Raw genomic sequence first — 21192 nt, 5'->3', positions numbered from 1 at the left:
ACCACCACCCGGCCGCCACCGCGGCCGGGCCGAACTGGGGAGTTCTTCGTGACCGACACGCTGCCCGTCGCGGGTACGCACGGCCCGCCACTGTCCTATCCGGACACCACGGTCGCCGGACTGGTCCTGGCACAGGCGGAGAAGACGCCGGACGCGCTCGCGGTGCGGCAGGGCGGGACCCGGCTCACCTACGCTGAGCTCGTCGCCGCGGCCTGGGGTGTCGCGGCCGTCCTGCGCGAACGCGGAGCCGGCCCGGAGACCCGGGTCGGGGTGTGCGCGCACCGCACACCCGCGCTCATCAGCACCGTGCTCGGGGTCCTGCTGTCCGGCGCCTGTTACGTCCCGCTCGACCCGGGCGGGCCGCGCGCGCGGCTGACCGCGATCGCCGAGGACGCCGGGGTTTCCCTCGTCATCGGTGACGCGGCCGTCGCGGAATTCGGTGCGGTGGCGGGGATCGACGTCCCGCCGCCCGCCGCGCCCGGCCACTGCCCGGCCGGCCCGGACACCACCGCGCACGTGCTCTACACCTCCGGCTCGACCGGGCGGCCCAAGGGCGTGCTCACCAGCCACCGCAACATCGTTGCGTTCGTCACGGGGTTCGCCGGCCGGCTCGGCGTCGGTCCCGGCACCCGGACGCTCGGCATCTCCTCGCTCGGGTTCGACGCGTTCACGATGGACGTCTTCGTGCCGCTGTCGGTCGGCGGCTCGGTGCAGCTGGCCGGGACCGCCGACCGGGCGGACCCCGAACGGCTGCGGCGGTTCATCGTCGAGCACGACGTCGACTGGGGGTTCATCACCCCGACCCTGTTGTCCCTTGTGGACCCCGCCGACGTGCCCGGCTGGCGGACGGTGGCCTGCGGTGGCGAGCCGGTGCCCGCCGAGCTGGTCGCCCGCTGGCTGCCGGGCCGCCGGTTCTTCCACGTCTACGGCCCCACCGAGACCACCGTCGTCGTGCTCACCGACGAGGTGACCGGTGTACCCGCCGACCCGCTGCCGCTGGGGACGCCGACGCCGGAGCACCGCGCCCACGTCGTCGACGACGAGCTGCGGCCGGTCCCGCCGGGCGAGGTCGGGGAGCTGCTGATCGGCGGTCCCGGCCTCGCCGCGGGCTACCTCGGCAGCCCGGAACTGACCGCGCGGAAGTTCGTCGAGGACCCGTTCACGCCGGGGGAGCGGCTCTACCGCACCGGCGACCTGGCCCGGCTCCGCCTCGACGGCAGGCTGGAGTTCGCCGGCCGCGCCGACCGGCAGGTGAAGATCCGCGGGCAGCGCATCGAGCTCGGGGAGGTCGAGGCCGCGCTGGGGGCCCACCCGGACGTCGGCGCCGTCGCCGTGGAAGCCGTGCCCGGTCCGGGCGGCACCCGGCTGGTCGCGTTCCTCAGCCCGGCGTCGGCACCGTCCGACGCGGACATCCACGCCTACGCGGGCGAGCGGCTCACCGAGGCCATGCGCCCGGCCGTGCTCCGCCGCCTGGACGTGCTGCCGGTCAACCCCGTCACCGGGAAGATCGACCGGCCCGCGCTGCGTGCCTTGGCCGACAGCGAGCCGGGCGAAGACCTGGGCGGCTCGCCGGTCGCCGAGGTGTGGCGGCGGGTGCTGGGCGCGGGCGCCGGGCCGGACTTCCTGCGGTCCGGCGGTGACTCGATCGCGGCGATGCGGCTGGTCGCCGCGCTGCGGAAGGACTTCGCCGCCGACGTGTCCGTCGAGGACGTCTTCGCCGGCCGGACGCTCGAGGAGCTGACCCGGCGGGTGGCCGCGGCCGCGCCGCTCACCGGTGCGGGCCTGACCACCGGGCACGCTCCCGCGCTGTCCCCGCCGCAGCGGCGGCTCTGGTTCCTCGACCAGCTCGCCCCGGACGCGGCGCCGTACAACATCGCGATGGCGTTCCGGCTGACCGGGCCGCTCGACGTCGGCGCGCTGCGGGCGGCGTTGCGCGCGGTGGCCGAACGGCACGACGTGCTGCGCTGGCGGATCCGGCCCGTCGACGGTGCCCCGCGGGCGGAGTGCCTGCCACCCGGCGACGTCGAGCTGCCGGTGCTCCCGCTGACCGACTCCGAGGTCCGCGGCCGCCTGGCCGCCGACGCGGCGGCACCCGTGCGGCTCGACCGCGAACCGCCGTGGCGCGTGCGGTTGTACGAGCTGGGACCCGAGGAGCACGTGCTCGGGTTCACGCTCCATCACGCCGTGTTCGACGGCTGGTCGCAGGAGCTGCTCTGCGCCGACCTCGCGGCGGCCTACCGCGGCGAGACCCTGCCGCCGCTGCCGGTGTCCTATGCGGACTACGCGGTGTGGCGCGCGGACCGCGACCGCCGCCGCGAAGCCGTGGACCTCGCGTGGTGGACCGAGCACCTCGCGGGTGCGCCGTCCACAGTGGACCTTCCGCGCGACCGGCCGCGCCCGCCGGTGCAGACCTACCGCGGCACGACCCACCACGAGGCCTTCCCGGACGGCGTCGCCGAAGCCGTCGGAGCACTGGCGACCCGCACCGGGACGACCCGCGCGGGCGTCGTGCTGGCCGCGTTCGGGCAGCTGCTCGCCCGCCTGACCGGCGGGGACGACCACCTGGTCGCCACCGTCGTCGCGGACCGGCAGCTGGCCGAAACCCAGGACGTCGCCGGGTTCTTCGTGGACATCGTCCCGGTGCGGCTGCGCGGCGGGGACGCGGACTTCACCACGCTCGCCCGCCGCGGCGGCGCCGAACTGCTGGCCGCCACCGCGCACCCGGCGGCCCCGATCGACCGGCTCGTGGGCGCGCTCGGCGTGCCCCGCGACCCCTCGCGGGCGCCGCTGGTGCAGGTGATGGTCAACGTCCTCGGCTTCACCGAACCCCGGCTCGACCTGCCCGGGGTGCGCGGGACGTGGCTTCCGGTCGAGAAACCCGGTTCGCCGTTCGACCTCACGGTGTACGTCCTCGAGCACGGCGTCGAGCTGCTGTACAACCCGGACCTGTTCGACGCGGCCCGGATGGCCGCGCTGGCAGAGGACTTCACGGCGCTCCTCGCGGCGCTGGCCGCCGAGCCGGACCGGCCGGCCGGGGCGTGCGCACCGGAACTGCCGCGGGCCGCCGTCCGGACGGCCGCGCCGGAAGCGGCCGCGCCGCCGAAGGCCGAGCCCGCGCCCGCCGTCGACCCGGCCGCGCTGGCGGCGACCGAAGCCCTGATCGCCGCGACCTGGCGGGAGGTGCTCGGTCTCGACGCCGTCCGCGTGACCGACAACTTCTTCGACGTCGGCGGGCATTCGCTCGCACTGGCGAAGGTGCACGCCGAGGTCACCGCCCGGCTCGGCCGCCGCATCCCGATGGTCGACCTGTTCACCCACCCCACCGTCCGCGCCCTCGCCACCCACCTCCACGCGGGGGCCGCGCCCAGTCCGGAACTCGCCCGGGCCGCCGAGCGGGTCGCCGCCCGCCGGGGGCGCACCCCGTCCAGAAGACCCCGCCGCAGTGCCGGCACGACCGGCCACGAACAGGAGCGACCGCAGTGACGAACGACCTCGAACCGGGCGCAGAACCCATCGCCATCGTCGGGATGGCCGCCCGCGTCCCCGGCGCCGGCGACCTCCGGCAGTTCTGGCGCAACCTCGTCGACGGGGTCGAGTCCATCAAGCCCGCCACCCGCGAGGAACTGCTCGCCCGCGGTGCCGATCCGGCCACTTTGGACGATCCCAGCTGGGTCAACGCGACCACGGTGGTCGAGGGCTTCGACGAGTTCGACGCCGACCTGTTCGGCATGACCAGCCGCGAAGCCGAGATCACCGACCCGCAGCACCGGGTCTTCCTCGAAGCCTGCCACGCGGCGCTGACCGACGGCGGCTACGACCCGGCCCGCTACGGCGGCGCGATCGGGGTCTACGGCGGCACCGGGCGGACCGGCTACCTCATCGAAAACCTGCTGCGCAACGAGCGCGTGATGGCCTCGCAGCACGGCGGCATCGGGATGTCCACCGGCAACCAGCCCAGCTACCTGACGACGTCGGTGTCCTACAAGCTGAACCTGCGCGGCCCGAGCCTCGCGATCCACACGGCGTGCTCGACGTCGCTGGTCGCGGTGCACCTGGCGTGCGAGGCACTGCGCAACGGCGAGTGCGACCTCGCGCTGGCCGGCGGGGTGAACCTGGAGATGCCGCACGGCATCGGGTACATGGGCGTCGAAGGCTTCACCTCCCCGGACGGGCACGTGCGCGCGTTCGACGCCGGCGCCAACGGCACGGTGTGGAGCAGCGGCGTCGGCGTTGTCCTGGTCAAGCGGCTCTCCCAGGCCCTGGAAGACGGCGACCACATCCGGGCGGTCGTGCTCGGCAACGCGATCAACAACGACGGCGCCACGAAGGTCGGCTTCTCCGCGCCGAGCGTCGCCGGGCAGACCGAGGCCATCGCGCAGGCGGTCGGCATGGCCGGGGTGGACCCGCGCACGATCGGCTACGTCGAGGCCCACGGCACCGGAACCGCGCTGGGCGACCCGATCGAGATCACCTCGCTGTCCACTGTGTACGGCCACGGCGTGCCGGACACCGGCTGGTGCGCGATCGGCTCGGTGAAGTCGAACATCGGCCACCTGTCGCAGGCGGCCGGCGTCGTGGCGCTGATCAAGACCGTGTTGGCGATGGAACACGGGCTCATCCCGCCGACCATCAACTACGAAGAAGCCAACCCGGGCATCGACTTCCCGAACAGCCCCTTCCACCCGGCCACCACCGTGACCAAGTGGGAAGCCGCGGACACCCCGCGCCGGGCGGGCGTGAGCTCCTTCGGCGTCGGCGGCACCAACGCCCACGTGGTGCTGGAGGAGGCGCCCGCGCCGCGGCGGCACCGCCGGCCGCACCCGGCCCACCTGCTGCGGGTGTCGGCGAAGACGCCGGAAACCCTGGCCACCGCGGTCGAGCGGCTCGCCGACCGGCTGGCCGGGGACGTCGACCTCGACCTCGCCGACGTCGCGCACACCCTCGCGACCGGGCGCACCGAGTACCCGCACCGCGCGGTGGTCGTCGCGCGCGACTCCGAAGACGCCGTCGACGGCCTGCGCGACTCCCGGCGGCTCGTCACGGGCCAGGCCGGCGAGCTCAAGGTGGCGTTCCTGTTCTCCGGGCAGGGTTCGCAGTACGCCGGGATGGGCGCCGAGCTGTACCGCAGCGAGCCCGTCTTCGCGACGGCGTTCGACGAGTGCTGCGAGCTTTCCGGGCTGCCCGGCCTGAAGGAGCTGGTCCTCGGCCGCGGCGGGGACGCCGAGCTGCGCGAGACGCGGTACACCCAGCCCGCGCTGTTCGCCGTCGAATACGCGCTGGCCCGGCTGTGGCGCAGCTGGGGCGTGCGGCCGGGCGCGATGCTCGGGCACTCCGTCGGGGAGTACGTCGCCGCGACCGTGGCCGGGGTGTTCACCCTCGCCGACGCGATGCGGCTGGTCGTGCGGCGCGGCGAGCTGATGCAGGCGATGCCCGCCGGCGCGATGCTCGCCGTCCAGCTCGACGAAGAATCCGTCGCGAAGCGGCTGCCGGAAGGTCTTTCGATCGCCGGGGTCAACGGGCCGGGGACGTGCGTCGTCGCCGGGCCGTCCGGCGCGGTCGCGGACTTCGCGTCGCTGCTGAAGTCGAGTGACGTGCAGTGCCGGGAACTGGTGACCTCGCACGCCTTCCACTCGCCGATGATGGACCCGATCCTGGCCGAGTTCGCCGAGGCGGTCGCCGCGGTGCCGCGGTCGGCGCCGTCGCTGCCGTTCCTGTCGAACCTGACCGGCGGCTGGATCACCGCCGAGCAGGCCACCGATCCGGCGTACTGGGCCGCGCACCTGCGCCAGGCGGTCCGGTTCGGCGACTGCGTGCGGACGCTGCTCGGCGGCGGCGAGCGGTGGGCGCTCGTCGAGTGCGGCCCGGGCCACCAGCTGGCCGGGCTCGCCCGCGGCCAGGTGCCGAAGGGCCTGCCCGCGCCGCAGCCGAGCCTGCCCGGCCGCACCGACCGCGAGGGTGACGTCGAAACGCTGTACGCCGCGGCCGGTCTGCTGTGGACCCACGGGGTGTCCGTCGAGCTGACGACGGCCGGGCACCGCGTCCCGCTGCCCGGCTACCCCTACGCGCGCAAGCGGTACTGGGTCGACCCCGATCCGAAGGGGACACTCGTCCAGCCCGAGCAGCCGAGCGGGCCGCTGCCCCTCGACGAGTGGTTCGCGGTGCCGTCCTGGCGGCAGGCCGGTCCGGAACTGCGGCGGGAGCCCTTCGCGTCCTGCCTCGCGTTCGTCGACGACGACGTCCTGCCCGGTCTGCTGCGGGACGCCGGGGTCGCGGTCACCGAGGTCCGGCCCGGCGCCGCCTTCGCCGCCACCGACCGCGGCTTCACCGTCCGGCCCGGGGTGCGGGCGGACTACGACGAACTGGTCGCCGCCCTCGGCGACCGGCCCGAACGGGTGGTCCACGCGTGGGCCCTCGGCGGCACCGAAACCGGGATGGCCGCCCAGGAACGCGGGTTCTTCAGCGTCCTCAACCTGGTCCAGGCCTGGGGCGAGCCGGTGCGGATCGACGTGCTGAGCACCGGCACCGCCGACGTCACCGGCACCGACCTGACCCGGCCTGAACACGCGACGCTCGCAGGCATCGCGCGGGTGCTGCCGCTGGAAGTTCCCGGCACGGCCGTGCGGCGCATCGACGTCGAGGCGGTGACCGAGGAGGTCGTCGCCGAGCTGTTCCGCCCGGCCGAGGCCGAGGTCGCCCTGCGGCGGGGCCGGCGCTGGGTCCTCGAGCACACGCAGGTCACCGTGCCCGAAGCGGTGCCGGTGCTCCGCGAGGGCGGCCGGTACCTGATCACCGGGGGCACCGGCGGCATCGGCGTCACCCTCGCCGAGGACTTCGCCCTGCGCGTCCGTGCGAAGCTGATCCTGCTGACCCGCTCCGGCCTGCCGCCGCGCGAGGAGTGGGACACCCGCGACGGGACCGACCGGACGGCGCGCGCGATCCGGGCGATCCGGCGGATGGAGGCGGCCGGCTCGGTGGTGCACGTCGTCGCCGCCGACGTCACCGACCCGGCGCGGCTGCGGGAAGTCCGGGAACTGGCCGAACGCGAGTTCGGCGGGCTCGACGGCATCGTGCACGCGGCCGGGCTCCCCGGTGGCGGGGTCGCGGAGGTCAAGGAACGCGCGGCCGCGGAAGCGGTGCTGGCGCCGAAGATCGCCGGCACCCTGGCGCTGGCTTCGGCGTTCGCCGACTTGCCGATGGACTTCGTCGCGCTGTGCTCGTCGGTCACCGCCGTCTCGGGTGACTTCGGGCAGGTCGACTACTGCGCGGCCAACAACTTCCTCGACGCCTACGCCCGCGGCGACCACGGCTGGCGGGCGCGGGTGGTGTCGCACGACTGGGGTGGCTGGGACGAGGTCGGGATGGCCGCGGAAGTGGCCGCGCCGACGACGATCCGGTCCACCCGCACGAAGGCGGACGGCCCGGTCGCGCACCCGGTGCTCACCACGCGCACCGGCGAGGACTGCCACGGGCTGGTCTCGGCGGCCGCGCACTGGCTGCTCGACGAGCACCGGATCGCCGGGGTCCCGGTCGTGCCCGGCACCGGGCACCTGGAGACCGTGCGGGCGGCCGTCGAGGCGGCGCTGCCGAAGCCGGGCGACGGCCACGTCGTCGAACTGCGCGATGTCGCGTTCCTGGAGCCGTTCTCGGTGCCGGAGGGCACGGTCGCGGAGTACCGGGTCGGCTTCGACGGCGACGGGTTCGCCGTGACCAGCCGCGCGGGCGGGGTGACGAAGACGCACGTCCGCGGCTCCGCGGGCTGGATCCCCGCACCCGCGACGTCCACTGTGGACCTCGACGCGGTGCGGGCCAGGACGAGCGTGCTCGACGACGGCAACGCCTTCGGCACCGGCCGGACCAGCATGGTCACCTTCGGCCCGCGGTGGGCCGCGCTGCGCACCCACCACGTCGGCACGCACGAGGAACTCGCCTCGCTCGTCGCGCCGGTCTTCGACACCGGCTGGGGGCTGCACCCGGCGCTGCTCGACGTCGCGACCGCGTTCGGCCGCGGCCGGGGGAGCGGCACGTACCTGCCGATGAGCTACGGCCGGGTGGTCGTGCACGACGCGCTCCCGGCGAGCTTCCACAGCCACCTGCGCTACCGCGACTCCGGTGGTGACCAGGTCATCGCCGCGGACCTGACGCTGTGCGCCGACGACGGCCGCGTGCTGGTCGAGATCGAGGACTTCGTGCTGCGCCAGGTCGACGAGGGTGCGGTCAGCGGCGGGCTCACGGCGCCCGCGGCGAAGTCCACTGTGGACTCCAGTGGCATCCGGCCGGTCGACGGCGCCGAGGCGTTCCTCCGGGCGCTGACGCCGGGCCTCGGCGGCCAGGTGGTGATCAGCACCCGGCCGGTGCGCGACCTGTTCGCCCGCCGGGTCACCGCCGAAGCCCTGGAAGAGACCGAAGAGGTCGCGGAGGTCGTCCAGGCGCAGTCCCAGGACGACTACGTCGCGCCGCGGACCGACCTCGAGGCCGAGATCGCCCGGCAGTGGGCCGAGGTGCTCGGGGTCGAGCACATCGGCGTCCACGACGACTTCTTCGCCCTCGGCGGCAATTCCCTGGTCGCCATCCAGCTCATCGCGCAGGTCCGCAAGACCACCGGCGCCCGGCTGGCCATGAAGACGCTGTTCGAATCCTCCACGGTGGCCGCACTGGTCGAGCGGATCGAAGAACTGCAGAGCGCGTCGCTTTCACGTGAAAGCGACGCCGCCACCACCATCCCCAAGCTCGAGCGCTGAAGCAGGAGACATGACCGACACGAAGCAATGGACGTTCCCGGCCTCGTTCGGGCAGGAGCGGATCTGGCTGTCGAACCAGCTCGACCCGGCGTCCCCGGTGTACAACCTGCCCTGCCAGGTACGGCAGGACCTGCCGCTCACTGTTGGCCAGTGGCGCGCCGCGCTCGGCGTGGTCGTCGGGCGGCACGAAGCCCTGCGCACGGCGTTCCGGATGGACGGCGGCGAGCTCGTCCAGGTGGTGCACGCCGACGTCCCGATCGACGTCGAGGTGCACGACCTGCGTGACCTCCCGGAGCGGGAGGAACGCGCGGCCGAGCTGGCCGAGGCGATCGCCCGCCGCCCGATCCCGCTGGAGTCGGCGCCGCCGTGGCGAGCCCAGCTCTGCCGGCTCGGCGACGCCGACTGGCTGCTGACCTTCGTCGTGCACCACACGGTGTTCGACGCCGGTTCCGTGCTGGTGCTGGCGAACGAGCTGAACGAGGCCTGCAACGCGGTCGCGGAAGGGCGGCTGCCGAAGCTGCCCGAGCTGGCCATCCAGTACCCGGACTACTCGGCGTGGCAGCGCGGCCAGCTCCCGCTCGTGCGCGCGCAGCTGGACTACTGGCGCGAGCGGCTCGCCGGGCTCCCGCCGGTGCACAGCCTGCCCACCGACCGGCCGCGGCCCGCGGACTTCGGGTTCGACGGCGGCCAGGTCGACTTCACGCTCCCGGACGGCCTGCTCGACCGGGTCGGCGAAGTCGGCCGCGAGCTGTCGGCGTCGCCGTTCATGGTGCTGCTCGCCGGGTACACCGCGCTGCTGTCGCGGCTGTCCGGGTCGGAGGACATCGTGGTCGGGGTGCCGGTCGCCGGCCGCGACCTGCCCGAACTCGCGCCGCTGATCGGCATGTTCGTCAACCAGCTCGCCATCCGCGTCGACTGCGGCGGCGACCCGGCGTTCGCCGAGCTGGTCGGCCGGGTCCGCGCCGCGGTGCTCGACGCCATCGAGCACGGCCGCGTGCCGTTCCAGCTGGTCGCCGACGAGGTGCGGCCGGAGCGCGACGCGGGCGTGCAGGCGCTCTACCAGATCGGCTTCAACTTCATCCCCGACTCGGGCATCGAGCCGGTCCGCTACGCCACCGCCAAGGACGACGTCGCCATCGACCTCACTGCGACGGGTGGCCGGCTGCTCTACCGCACCGACCTGTTCGACCGGGAGACCGCGGAGTCCATGGCGGACCGGTTCCTGCGCGTCCTGGCGGCCGCGGTCGAGAACGCCTCGATCGCCGTGGCGGACCTGCCGCTGCTGTCGGACGCCGAGCGCGCCCAGGTGGAATCGTGGAGCGGATCGTCCACTTCGGACTCGCCGCTGTTCGTCGAGCGGTTCGAAGAGCAGGTCCGGTCGACGCCCGACGCCGTCGCGGTGGAGCTCGGCGGCACGGTCCTGACGTACGCCGAGCTGAACGCGCGGGCCAACCGGGTCGCGCACCGCGTCGGGGCCGGTGGCGTGGTCGGCGTGTGCGCGCCGAACTCCGCGGACCTCGTCGTGGGCATCCTCGGCGCGCTCAAGAGCGGCGCGGCCTACGTCCCGCTCGACCCGGCCAACCCGGCGGCGCGGCAGGAGCTGGTCCTGGCCGACGCCGGGGCGCGCGTGGTGCTGACCGCGGGCGAGGTGACCCTGGCCGCCGAGACCCTCGCCCTCGACGATCCGGCGGTGTGGGCGGAGTCCTCCGAGGAGAACCCCGCTCGGCCGGGCGCCGACGACATCGCCTACGTCATCTACACGTCCGGCTCGACCGGGCGCCCCAAGGGCGTGCAGGTCGGCCACCGCGCGCTCGCCACCTACCTGGGCTGGGCGCGCGAGGCGTACCCGAGTCTCGCCGGCCGCGCGCTGCTGCACACGTCGGCGTCGTTCGACCTGACCGTCACGACGCTGCTCGGCCCGCTCACCGCCGGTGGGTCCATCGTGGACTCCGGGCGGCCGGACTTCGTCAAGGCCACCCCGACGCACCTCGCCGTGCTGCCCGAGGAGTCCTATCCGACCGCGGACTTGGTGCTCGGCGGCGAGGCGCTGATGGGTGAGGCCGTGCGGCCGTTCGCCGGGATCGTCGTCACCAACGAGTACGGGCCGACCGAGGCGACCGTCGGCTGCGTCGTGCACCGCCTCGACGGCCCGGTCGACGGCCCGGTGCCGATCGGCCGCCCGATCCCCGGCACCCGCGCCTACGTCCTCGACGAGCGCCTGCGGCCGGTGCCGCCGGGCGTCGCCGGCCAGCTCCACCTGGCCGGTGCGCAGCTCGCGCACGGCTACCTCGGGCTGCCCGAACTGACCGCCGAACGGTTCCCGGACGGCCCGTACGGGCGGATGTACGCCACGGGCGACCTGGCCCGCTGGCGCCGGGACGGCACCCTCGAGTACCTCGGCCGGACCGACGACCAGGTCAAGCTGCGCGGTTTCCGGATCGAGCCGGGGGAGGTGGAAGCCGCCCTGCGCGAGCTGCCGGAGATCCGGGACGCGGCGGTCGCGGTCCGCGAGGGAACGCTCGTCGGGTACGTCGTCGGGAACGCCGACGGCGCGGCCGAAGCGTTGCGGGCGGTGCTGCCGGAGTACCTGGTCCCGACCGTGTTCGTCACCCTCGAAGCGCTTCCGGTGGCGGCGAGCGGCAAGCTCGACCGGGCCGCGCTGCCCGACCCGCAACCCAGCGGCGAGGCGGAGTACGTGGCCCCGAGCACCGCGGCCGAAGAGCTGGTCGCCGAGGTGCTGGGGGAACTGCTGGGCATCGAGAAGCTGGGCGTGCACGACGACTTCTTCGCCCACGGCGGCAATTCGCTCCTCGCGATCCGCGCGATGGCCCGGATCCGCAAGCAGGTCGGCGTCGAGCTGCCGGTCCGCGGCCTCTTCTCGTTCACCACGGTGGCCGAGCTGGCCGCGGAGGTCGAACGCCGCCTGGAAGCCGACCTCGACCAGCTCAGCGACGAAGAGGTCCGGGCCCAGCTGGCCGAAGGTGAGCAGGCGTGACGACGATCGACGAAACCAGCAGCGCGGCCGCGCGCCGGGCGCTGCTGGAACGGCGGCTGCGGCGGCGCGCCGAGCCCGCCGCGACCATCACCCGGCGGCCGGACGGCGACCCCGTCCCGCTGTCGTACCAGCAGGAACGCGTCTGGTTCATGGAGCAGTTCGCACCCGGGACCACGTCGTACCACATCCCGGTGCCGATCCGGCTCACCGGCCGCCTGGACGTCGGCGTGCTCCAGTCCGCTTTGGACAGCCTCCCCGCCCGGCACGAGGCCCTGCGCATGCGGTTCCCGGCCGGGGACGACGGGCAGCCGTCGGTCCGGCTCGAACCGGTGGTCACCGTCCCCTTGACCGTTGTGGACGCTTCCGGGGAAGAGGCCGCCCGGGCCGCCGTCGACGCCGCCGCGGCCGAGCCGTTCGACCTGGCCGAAGGACCGCTGCTGCGCGCCACCCTGGTGCGTGTGTCCGACGACGACCACTTCCTCGCCGTGTGCACCCACCACATCGTCGGCGACGGCTGGTCGGTCGACCTGCTGCTGCGCGACCTCGCGGCGGCCTACCACGGGACGGCGGCCGCGCTGCCCGCGCTGTCCATCGGCTACGGCGACTTCGCGCACTGGCAGCGCCGGACGCTGACCGGCGCCGAACTGGACCGGCAGCTCGACCACTGGCAGGAGACCCTCCGCGGCGTCGAACCCCTGGAACTGCCCACCGACCGGCCGCGGCCGGCGACCCAGGCGTTCGACGGGGCGATCCACGAGTTCTTCGTCGAAAAGGACCTCGTCCGGGCGCTCGGCGACCTGAGCCGCGAGCACGGCGTCACGCTGTTCATGACGCTGCTGGCGGCCTACCAGGTGCTGCTGTCCCGGTACTCCGGGCAGGAGGACTTCGCCGTCGGCTCGTCGTCGGCCGGGCGCGGGCTGCCCGAGCTGGAAGGCGTGGTCGGCATGTTCATCAACATGCTGCCGCTGCGCGCCCAGCTCGACGGCGACCCGAGCTTCACCGAGCTGCTGGCGCGGACCCGGCGGCACGTGCTCGACGCGTTCGACCACGCCGACGTCCCGTTCGAACGCCTGGTGAACGCCCTCGGTGTGCCGCGGGACGTGAGCCGTTCGCCGGTGTTCCAGGCGATGTTCGTGCTGCAGAACTACGAGATGGGCCGGCTGGGCACGGCCGGGACGTCCGAAGTGGACTTCCGCTGGCTGCCGATGGACCTGCCCGCGACCCGGTTCGACTTCGAGTTCCACGCCATCGAGGTCGAGTCCGGGCTGATCGGCAAGCTGGTGTACAACACCGCGCTGTTCGGCGCGGAGACCGTCGCCGGGATGGCCGGGCGCCTGGTCACGCTGCTGCGCTCGATCACCGCCGACCCCGAACGGTCACTGTCCGAACTGGACATCCTGGGGGACCAGCGCGACCTGGTCCTGAACCGCTGGAACGACACGGCGGGGGAGATCCCGCCGGGCACGCTGCACTCGCTCGTCGAAGCGCAGGTGGCCCGCACGCCGGACGCGCCCGCGCTGACGTTCCGCGGTGAATCGCTGTCCTACCGGGACCTCGACGAGCGCGCCAACGGCCTCGCGCACCGGCTGCGTGAGCTGGGCGTCGGGCCGGGGACGCTGGTCGGCGTCTTCGCGAACCGCTCCTTCGAGCTGGTCGTCGGCCTGCTCGGCGTGCTGAAGGCGGGCGGCGCCTACGTGCCGCTCGACCCGGAGTACCCGGCGGACCGGCTCGCGTTCATGCTCGAAGACGCGGCCGCGCCGGTGGTCCTGACCCAGGCCGCGCTCCGGGACACCCTCCCGGCCGGGGACACGACCGTCGTCGTGCTCGACGGCCTGACCGGCCCGGCCACGCCTCCGGAACCGCTGGTGAGCGCGGACGATCCCGCGTACGTCATCTACACCTCGGGCTCCACCGGGCGGCCGAAGGGCGTGCCGAACGGGCACCGCGGCATCGTCAACCGGCTCGACTGGATGCAGCGCGAATACGGCCTCGACGGCTCGGACGCGGTGCTGCAGAAGACCCCGGCGAGCTTCGACGTTTCGGTGTGGGAGTTCTTCTGGCCGCTCATGACCGGCGCCCGGCTGGTGCTGGCCGAGCCCGGCGGGCACAAGGACGCGGCGTACCTGCGTGAACTCCTGGCCACCGAGGGGATCACGACCGCGCACTTCGTGCCGTCGATGCTGAATCTGTTCCTCGCGGAGCCGAGTATCGAGTCGGTGACGGCGTTGCGGCGCGTGGTCTGCAGCGGCGAGGAACTGCCGCTCGACACCGCCCGCGAGTTCGTCCGGCGGCTGCCGCACTGCGAACTGCACAACCTGTACGGCCCGACCGAAGCCGCGATCGACGTCACCGCCTGGCACTGCACGCCCGAAGCGCTCGCCGAGGTGGCGTCCGTGCCGATCGGGGCACCGATCCGCAACCTCCGGATCTACGTCCTCGACCGGCGCGGCAACCCGTGCCCGGTCGGTGTGCCCGGCGAACTCCACATCGCCGGCGTCGGGCTCGCGCTCGGCTACCACAACCGGCCGGAGCTGACGGCCGAGCGGTTCGTCACGGACCCGTTCCACGGCGGCCGGATGTACCGCACCGGTGACCTCGCGCACTGGCGCGCCGACGGCACGATCGCGTTCCTCGGCCGCCTCGACCATCAGGTCAAGCTGCGCGGCCTGCGGATCGAACTCGGCGAGATCGAGGCCCGCCTGCGGGAGCAGCCCGGTGTGGCCGACGCCGTCGTGGTGGTCCGGGAGGACACGCCGGGGGACAAGCGCCTGGTCGGCTACGTCGTCGGCGACGCGGAAGGCCTGCGGGCCGCGCTCAAGGAGACGCTGCCGGACTACATGGTGCCGCCGTCGTTCGTCACCCTCGACGCGCTGCCGCTGACGCCGAACGGGAAGCTCGACCGCAAGGCCCTGCCCGCGCCGGTCGCCGCGCGGGACGCGAGCACCGCAATGGTCGAGCCGTCCACCCCGCTCGAACTGCTGCTCGCGGACATCTGGCGGGACGTTCTCAAGGTCGAGGAACTCGGCGTCGACGACGACTTCTTCGACCTCGGCGGCCACTCGATGCTCGCCACCCAGGTGGTCGCGCGGATCGCGAAGGCCGGGCACCAGGCCGGCGTGATGGACCTGTTCCAGCACCGCACGATCCGCGAGCTGGCGGTGTTCCTCGACGGCGACCGCGACGATTCGGGCCATCTGCTGTACGAGCTGACCAAGCCGGTCGCGAAGCCGACGCTCACCTACGTCTGCTTCCCGTACGGCGGCGGCAGCGCGATCGTCTACCAGCCCCTCGCGGACGCGCTGCCCAGCGGGTATTCGCTGTTCTCGGTCGCGATCCCCGGTCACGACGTCGGCCTGTCCGAAGAAGCGGTGCCGTTCGACGAACTGGTCGAGCGGCTCGCGGACGAGGTCCTCGAGCGGATCGACGGGCCGCTGGCGATCTACGGCCACTGCGGCGTCGGCAACGCCCTCGCCGTCGGCGTCTCCCGGCGTCTCGAGGAGCGCGGCCGCGAGCTGGAAGTCGTGCACATCGGCGCGATCTTCCCGTTCGCGCGGATCAAGGGCGCGGTCGGGACGCTGCGGACGCGGCTGGAAAAGCTGCGCAGCAACCGGTACTACGCGAACTGGCTCAAGGGGATGGGCGTCGACACCGACGACCTCGACCCGGCACAGGCCGACCGGATCATCAGCAACATGCGCGCCGACAGCCGCGCCGCCGAGGAGTACTTCAGCGGCCTGCTCGATGCCCGCGTCGCCAAGCTGCGCGCGCCGATCATCTCGGTGGTCGGCTCGGAGGACCCGGTCACCGACTACTACGCCGAGCGCTACCGCGAGTGGGAGTTCCTCACCGACCGGACCGCGCTCGTGGTGCTGGACCAGGCCGGGCACTTCTTCCTCCGCTACCGCGCGGAAGAGCTGGCGGAAATCCTGACCCGGGTGCACCCGGCCCTGGACGAACCCGGTGACCTGCACGTTTCGGTGCGCGAAGACGAGGGCTGGGCGGTGCACGACACCCACCGGTCCGAAGTGGACGACAAGCCCGCGGTCAAGCCGAGCATGGCCCGGTTCGTCACGGTCACGGTCGGCCAGCTGGTGTCGTCGACCGGGTCGGCGCTGACGTCGTTCGCGGTGCCGATCTGGCTCTACACCCGGACCGGCTCGGTCACCGACCTCGGCCTGCTCTGGGCGCTGGCGCTGCTGTGCGGGGTGCTGGTCCTGCCGGTGGCGGGCGCGCTCGTCGACCGCGGCGACCGCCGGAAGATCATGATCGCCGCCAGCGCGATCGCCGGCGTCATCCAGCTAGCGCTCGCGGTGCTGCTGACGGTGGGGAACCTCCAGCTCTGGTGGCTCTACGTGCTGATCCCGCTCGGCTCGGTCGCGGGCTCGATCCAGCGCATCGCCTACCAGTCGTCGGTGGCGCAGCTCGTGCCCAAGCAGTACCTGGGACACGCGATGGGGCTCGCCCAGCTGTCCAACGGCTTCGCGCAGCTGCTGATGCCGGTGATCGCGGCCGGGCTGCTGGCGGCGATCCAGCTGCGGGGGATCCTGGTCCTCGACATGGCGAGCTACGTCTTCGCCATCGTCAGCCTGCTGTTCGTCCGGTTCCCGGACCTGCTCGGCTGGCGCCCGCGCGAGCCGCTGCTGACGGCGATCGCGGGCGGGCTGAAGTACTCGTGGAACCACCGCGGCTTCCGCACGATGCTGCTGTACTTCGCGCTGGCCAACGTCTTCCTGGCGCCGGCGCTGGTCCTCGTCTCGCCGCTGGTGCTGTCCTTCGGCACGGTCACCGACGTCGCCCAGGTCGCGCTCGCCGAAGCGGTCGGCGCGGTGGCCGGTGGCATCGGCATGGCTCTGTGGGGCGGCCCGCGCAAGCGGCGGATGGTCGGCGTGCTCGCGGGCAACGTCGGCATCGCGGTCGGCAGCCTCGTGATGGGGCTGCGGCCGTCGCTGATCGTGGTCGCGGCCGGGGTGTTCCTGCTGGCCGCGGCGATGGCCGTGTCCCAGGGCATCTACGCGACGCTGGTGCAGGTCAAGGTGCCGCAGCGCTACCACGGCCGGGTGTTCGCCATCAACCAGACGATCACCTGGTCCACGCTGCCGATCGGGTTCGCCGTGCTCGCCCCGCTCGCGGTCGGCTGGTTCTCGCCGCTGCTCGCCCCCGGCGGCGCGCTGTCCGGGTCGGTCGGTTCGATCCTCGGGACCGGCGAGGGCCGCGGGGTCGGGCTCGCGTACGTCGTCTACGCGCTGATCCTGCTGCTGATCAACGCCGGCGGGTTCGCCGTGAAGCTGCTGCGCCGCTTCGACACCGAGGTGCCCGATTCGCTGCCGGACGACCTCGTCGGCGCGCAGGAACGGGAGCGCAAGCTCGCCGGGAAGGAGGCCGCGTGAGCGACGTCGTGCTGATCAGGGAAGCCCGCGGGCACTGGGTCGGCGAAGTCGCCGCCGCGGTGCACGCCGCCGGCCACCGCGCGGTGCTGCTCGCGCCGCCGGTCGACGAGGCGTCGTTGGCCGGGGTGGTGGACGAGGTGATCGCCGTCGACGACGTCTACGACGCCGAAGCCGTCGCCGCCCGGATCCGCTCGGCGGTCGGGGTGCCCGCCGCCGTGCTGACCGGTTCCGACGGCGCGATCGCGAGCACCGCCCGGGTCGCCGAGCTGCTCGGTGTCGCGCGGTGCCCGGCGTCGGTGTTCGCCTTGTGCGCCGACAAGTTCGCGGTCCGGGAAGCGCTGGCCGCGGCCGGGCTGCCGGGTCCCGCGGCGGCGCTGATCTCCTCGGCCGCTTCGGCATCCGAGGTGGCCGACCGGGTCGGGCTGCCCGCGATCGTCAAGCCGGTCAACGGCGCCGGGAGCAACCTCGTGCGCACGGTGTCCACTGTGGCTGAACTGGCGGCCGCGTACGAGCTGCTGGCGTCGCGGCTGCCCGAGTCCGCGGACCCGCGCTACCACCGTCCACTGGGGACGATCGACCCGGCCGCGACGTTCCTCGTCGAAAGCCTGCTGCAGGGGCCGGAGTACGCGGTGGACGTCCTGATCCGCGACGGCGTCGCCGAGCCGGTCGAGATCCTCGACAAGCCGCTGATCGACGAGCGCAAGTTCGAGCTGGTCCTGTCCTGCCCGCCGGATGGGCTCTCGGCGGAGCGGGCGGAACTGGTCACGTCGGCGGCGTCGGCGGCGGTGCTCGCGCTGGGGCTGGACAACACGATCGCGCACGTCGAGGTGATCGACGACGAGCGCCGCGGCCCCACGATCGTCGAGGTCAACGCGGGCCGCCCGGCGGGCTCGATCATGCCGCTGCTGGCCAAGCTGCGCACCGGCGTCGACGTGTTCGCGGAGCTGACCGCTCTCGCCCTCGCCGCGCCACCGCCCGCGCGGGAGCCCGCGAAGCTGCCGATCCCGCTGGCCATGCTGATCCTGTACGCGTCCGGGTCCGGCACCTTGACCGGCATCGGCGGCCTCGACGAGGTCGCCGCGCTGCCGGAGGTCGTCGACGTCGTCACGACGGTTTCCCCCGGTCAGGTGCTCACCGACGAGCAGGAGACGTACGCGGTCAACCTGGTCGTCGCCGGGTTCGCCGACCACGACGACCTCGCCGCGCTGCACGCCGAAGCCAGCAAGCTGATCCGGTTGGAGGTCGCGTGAAGACCGCGTTCATCGTGCGGGAAACGCACGGCCAGTGGATCGCGGACTTCGCGGCCGCCGTCCGGGCCGCCGGGTGGCGGGCCGAGCTGGTCACCGAGCCCCTGGCCGACGGCGAGCCAGAGTACCAGGTCGACGGCTTCGTCGTGGTCGACGACGTCCGGGATGCGCCCGCGGTGGCCGAAGCGCTCCGCGACCGGGAGCCCGCCGCGGTGCTGACCGCGGCGGAGGGGATCATCGCGAGCACCGCCCGGATCGCCGAGCTGCTCGGCGTCGCGCGTTGCCCGGCGGACGTGTTCACCCTGGCGCACAACAAGTTCGCCGTCCGGCAGGCGCTGGCCGCGGCCGGGTTGCCGGGGCCACGGGCCGCGTTGTTCGCCGATCCGGCGCAGGCGCCCGCGATCGCCGCGGAGGTCGGTCTCCCGGCGATCGTGAAGCCGGTCAACGGCGCCGCGAGCACGCTCGTCCGCACGGTGTCCACTGTGGACGAACTGGTCGCGGCCTACCAGCTGCTGGCCACGCGGCTGCCGGAGAACTCCGACGCGCGTTACCACCGCCCGCTGCCGGGCCCGCTCGACCCGCTGCGGGTGTTCCTCGTCGAGAGCCTGCTCGACGGCCCGGAGTACGCGGTGGACGTGCTCGTCCGCGACGGCGCCGCCGAACCCGTCACGGTGGTCGGCAAACCGCTGATCGACGAGCGTAAGTTCGAGCTCGGCATGGTCTGCCCGCCGTTCGGGCTGACGGAGGAACGGGCCGGGCTGATCACCGAGGCCGCGACCGCCGCCGTGCTGGCCCTGGGCCTGGACTCGACGTGCGCGCACGTCGAAGTGATCGACGACGCCACGCTCGGGCCGGTGGTCGTCGAGGTCAACGCCGGACGTCCCGCCGGGGGAGCGCAACCGGCGTTGCTGCGGCTGGCCACCGGCATCGACGTCACCGCCGAAGTCGTTTCCCTCGCCCTCGGCACCCCGCCGCCCGCGCGCGGGATCGGGCTGCCGGTGCCGGTCGGCTACCTGGTCGTCTACGCCGAAGGCACCGGGCGGCTGGTGCGCGTCGAGGGCACCGCGGAAGTCGCGGACCTGCCGGAGGTCCTCGACGTCGTCACCATCGTTTCCCCCGGCCAGGTGCTCAGCGACGACCAGGAGATCTACGCCGTGAACGTCCTCGTCGCCGGGTTCGCCGACGTCGACGACCTGGCCGCGCTGCACGCCGAAGCCGCGAAGCTTGTCCGATTCGTACTGGAGGAGTCATGACCGCCGATCTCGCGGCGCCGCTGGGGCAGCTGCAGGGCAACGAGCACACCAAGATCGCCGTCTTCCCGGCCGCGGACTTCGCGGCCGTGGAGGCGCAGCTGCCGCAGGTCCGGGAGCACCTGCGCGATCACGGCGCGATCCTGCTGCGCGGCCTGCCCGCCGACCTCGACTTGTTCAACCGGGTCACCGAGACGATCGGCGGGGCGCTGCTGACCTACACCGAGCGCTCGACGCCGCGCTCGAACGTCGCCGGCAACATCTACACCTCGACGGAGTACCCGCCGGCCGAGTCGATCCCGATGCACAACGAGAACTCGTACTCGGCGAGCTGGCCCGCGCGCCTGTTCTTCCTGTGCGACACCGCCGCGGAAACCGGTGGAGCGACACCGATCGCGGACAGCCGGGCGATGTACCGGCTGCTGCCCGAGGACCTCCGTGAGCGGTTCGCGGGCGGCGTCGTCTACACGCGAGCGTTCCGCGAAGGACTCGGGCTGACCTGGCAGGAGGCGTTCCAGACCGAGGACCGCGCGGTCGTCGAGGACTACTGCACGCGCAACGGCCAGACGTTCGAATGGACCGAGGACGGCCTGCGCACCCGGCACGTCCGGCCGTCGTTCGTGGTGGAAGAGCACACCGGGGACACCGTGTGGTTCAACCAGGCCAACCTCTTCCACGTCTCGAGCCTCGGCGAGGAGGTGAGCGAGGCGCTGCTGGAGCTGTACCCGGAGGCCGACCTGCCGCGCAACGCCTACTTCGCCGACGGCAGCCCGATCCCGGTCGACGACCTGGCGAAGATCCGCGAGGTCTACGACGAGGTCAGCTACGCGTTCCCGTGGCAGAGTGGGGACATCATGGTGATCAACAACATGCTGATGGCCCACGGGCGCGAGCCGTTCACCGGCAAGCGGCGCATCCTGGTGGCGATGACGGGATGACCGCACCGGTCGTCGTGCTGCTCGCGCACCCGCGGCCCGGGAGCTTCAACCACGCGCTCGCCGACCGCGTCGTCGCGGCGCTGGAGCAGGCCGGGGTGCCGGTGCGGTTCCACGACCTGTACGCCGAGGGCTTCGACCCGGTGCTGACCGCGGAAGAGGCCTACACCAGCGGGACCCGGGCGGAAGAGTTCCTCGCCGCCGAACCGGACCCGCTGGTGCGGCGCCACCGCGAGGAGCTGCGCGACGCGGGCGGGCTGGTCGCGGTCCACCCGAACTGGTGGGGCAAGCCGCCCGCGATCCTCAGCGGCTGGCTCGACCGGATCCTCGTCCCGGGTGTCGCGTACCGCCTCTCCGCCGCGGGTGGCGCGCCCGAGTCGTTGCTTTCCCTGCGGCGGTTGCTGGTGGTGAACACGTCCGACACGACCGAAGAGCGCGAGCGGACGCTGTTCGGCGACCCGCTCGACGCGATCTGGCGGCGCTGCTTGGCCCCGTACCTCGGCGAGCCGGAGGTCTGGCGGCTCGTGCTGCGGGTGCTGGCCGACGCCGGTGCCGACACCCGCGTGCGGTGGCTCGACGAGGTCGAAGGCGAGGTGGCCCGGATCTTCCGCGCGCTGCCGCAAGGTCGCGAATGAGTCAT

General features: G+C 73.4%; 8 protein-coding genes. All 8 read left to right on the top strand.

Annotated features, from left to right (window positions below; genetic code table 11):
- Positions 1-48: 48 nt before the first annotated feature.
- Genes H4696_RS11190 through H4696_RS11155 form a run of 8 tightly spaced genes read left to right on the top strand, consistent with a single transcriptional unit; the run spans position 49 to position 21187 of the window.
- Positions 49-3483 carry a non-ribosomal peptide synthetase gene (locus H4696_RS11190; RefSeq protein WP_192782247.1) on the top strand — a complete coding sequence of 1145 codons (3435 nt, stop codon included), beginning with the start codon at positions 49-51 and terminating at the stop codon, positions 3481-3483.
- Positions 3480-8738, top strand: a complete 5259-nt coding sequence (locus H4696_RS11185) for a type I polyketide synthase (protein WP_086857215.1) — start codon at positions 3480-3482, stop codon at positions 8736-8738. The genes H4696_RS11190 and H4696_RS11185 overlap by 4 nt, the downstream gene beginning before the upstream one ends.
- Positions 8739-8748: 10 nt before the next feature.
- Complete coding sequence (locus H4696_RS11180) at positions 8749-11733, top strand: non-ribosomal peptide synthetase (RefSeq protein WP_086857216.1); 2985 nt, start codon at positions 8749-8751, stop codon at positions 11731-11733.
- Entirely contained in the window at positions 11730-17120 is a 5391-nt protein-coding gene (locus tag H4696_RS11175) for a non-ribosomal peptide synthetase/MFS transporter (protein WP_086857217.1), read from the top strand. The genes H4696_RS11180 and H4696_RS11175 overlap by 4 nt, the downstream gene beginning before the upstream one ends.
- The gene (locus H4696_RS11170; RefSeq protein ID WP_086857218.1) at positions 17117-18370 is read left to right on the top strand and encodes an ATP-grasp domain-containing protein; all 1254 of its coding nucleotides are present in this window, start codon (positions 17117-17119) and stop codon (positions 18368-18370) included. Before H4696_RS11175 ends, H4696_RS11170 begins: the two co-directional genes overlap by 4 nt.
- A complete protein-coding gene (locus H4696_RS11165; protein ID WP_086857219.1) occupies positions 18367-19620 on the top strand; it encodes an ATP-grasp domain-containing protein in 1254 nt (417 codons plus the stop codon). The genes H4696_RS11170 and H4696_RS11165 overlap by 4 nt, the downstream gene beginning before the upstream one ends.
- On the top strand, positions 19617-20555 hold the full coding sequence (locus H4696_RS11160) for a TauD/TfdA family dioxygenase (RefSeq protein ID WP_086857220.1): 939 nt from the start codon (positions 19617-19619) through the stop codon (positions 20553-20555). The genes H4696_RS11165 and H4696_RS11160 overlap by 4 nt, the downstream gene beginning before the upstream one ends.
- Complete coding sequence (locus H4696_RS11155) at positions 20552-21187, top strand: NAD(P)H-dependent oxidoreductase (protein ID WP_086857221.1); 636 nt, start codon at positions 20552-20554, stop codon at positions 21185-21187. Before H4696_RS11160 ends, H4696_RS11155 begins: the two co-directional genes overlap by 4 nt.
- The last annotated feature ends 5 nt before the right edge of the window (positions 21188-21192 follow it).

Origin of the sequence: Amycolatopsis lexingtonensis (assembly GCF_014873755.1) — a bacterium.
In the GTDB taxonomy this organism is placed as follows: domain Bacteria; phylum Actinomycetota; class Actinomycetes; order Mycobacteriales; family Pseudonocardiaceae; genus Amycolatopsis; species Amycolatopsis lexingtonensis.
This window is presented reverse-complemented; position numbering and strand designations above follow the sequence as displayed.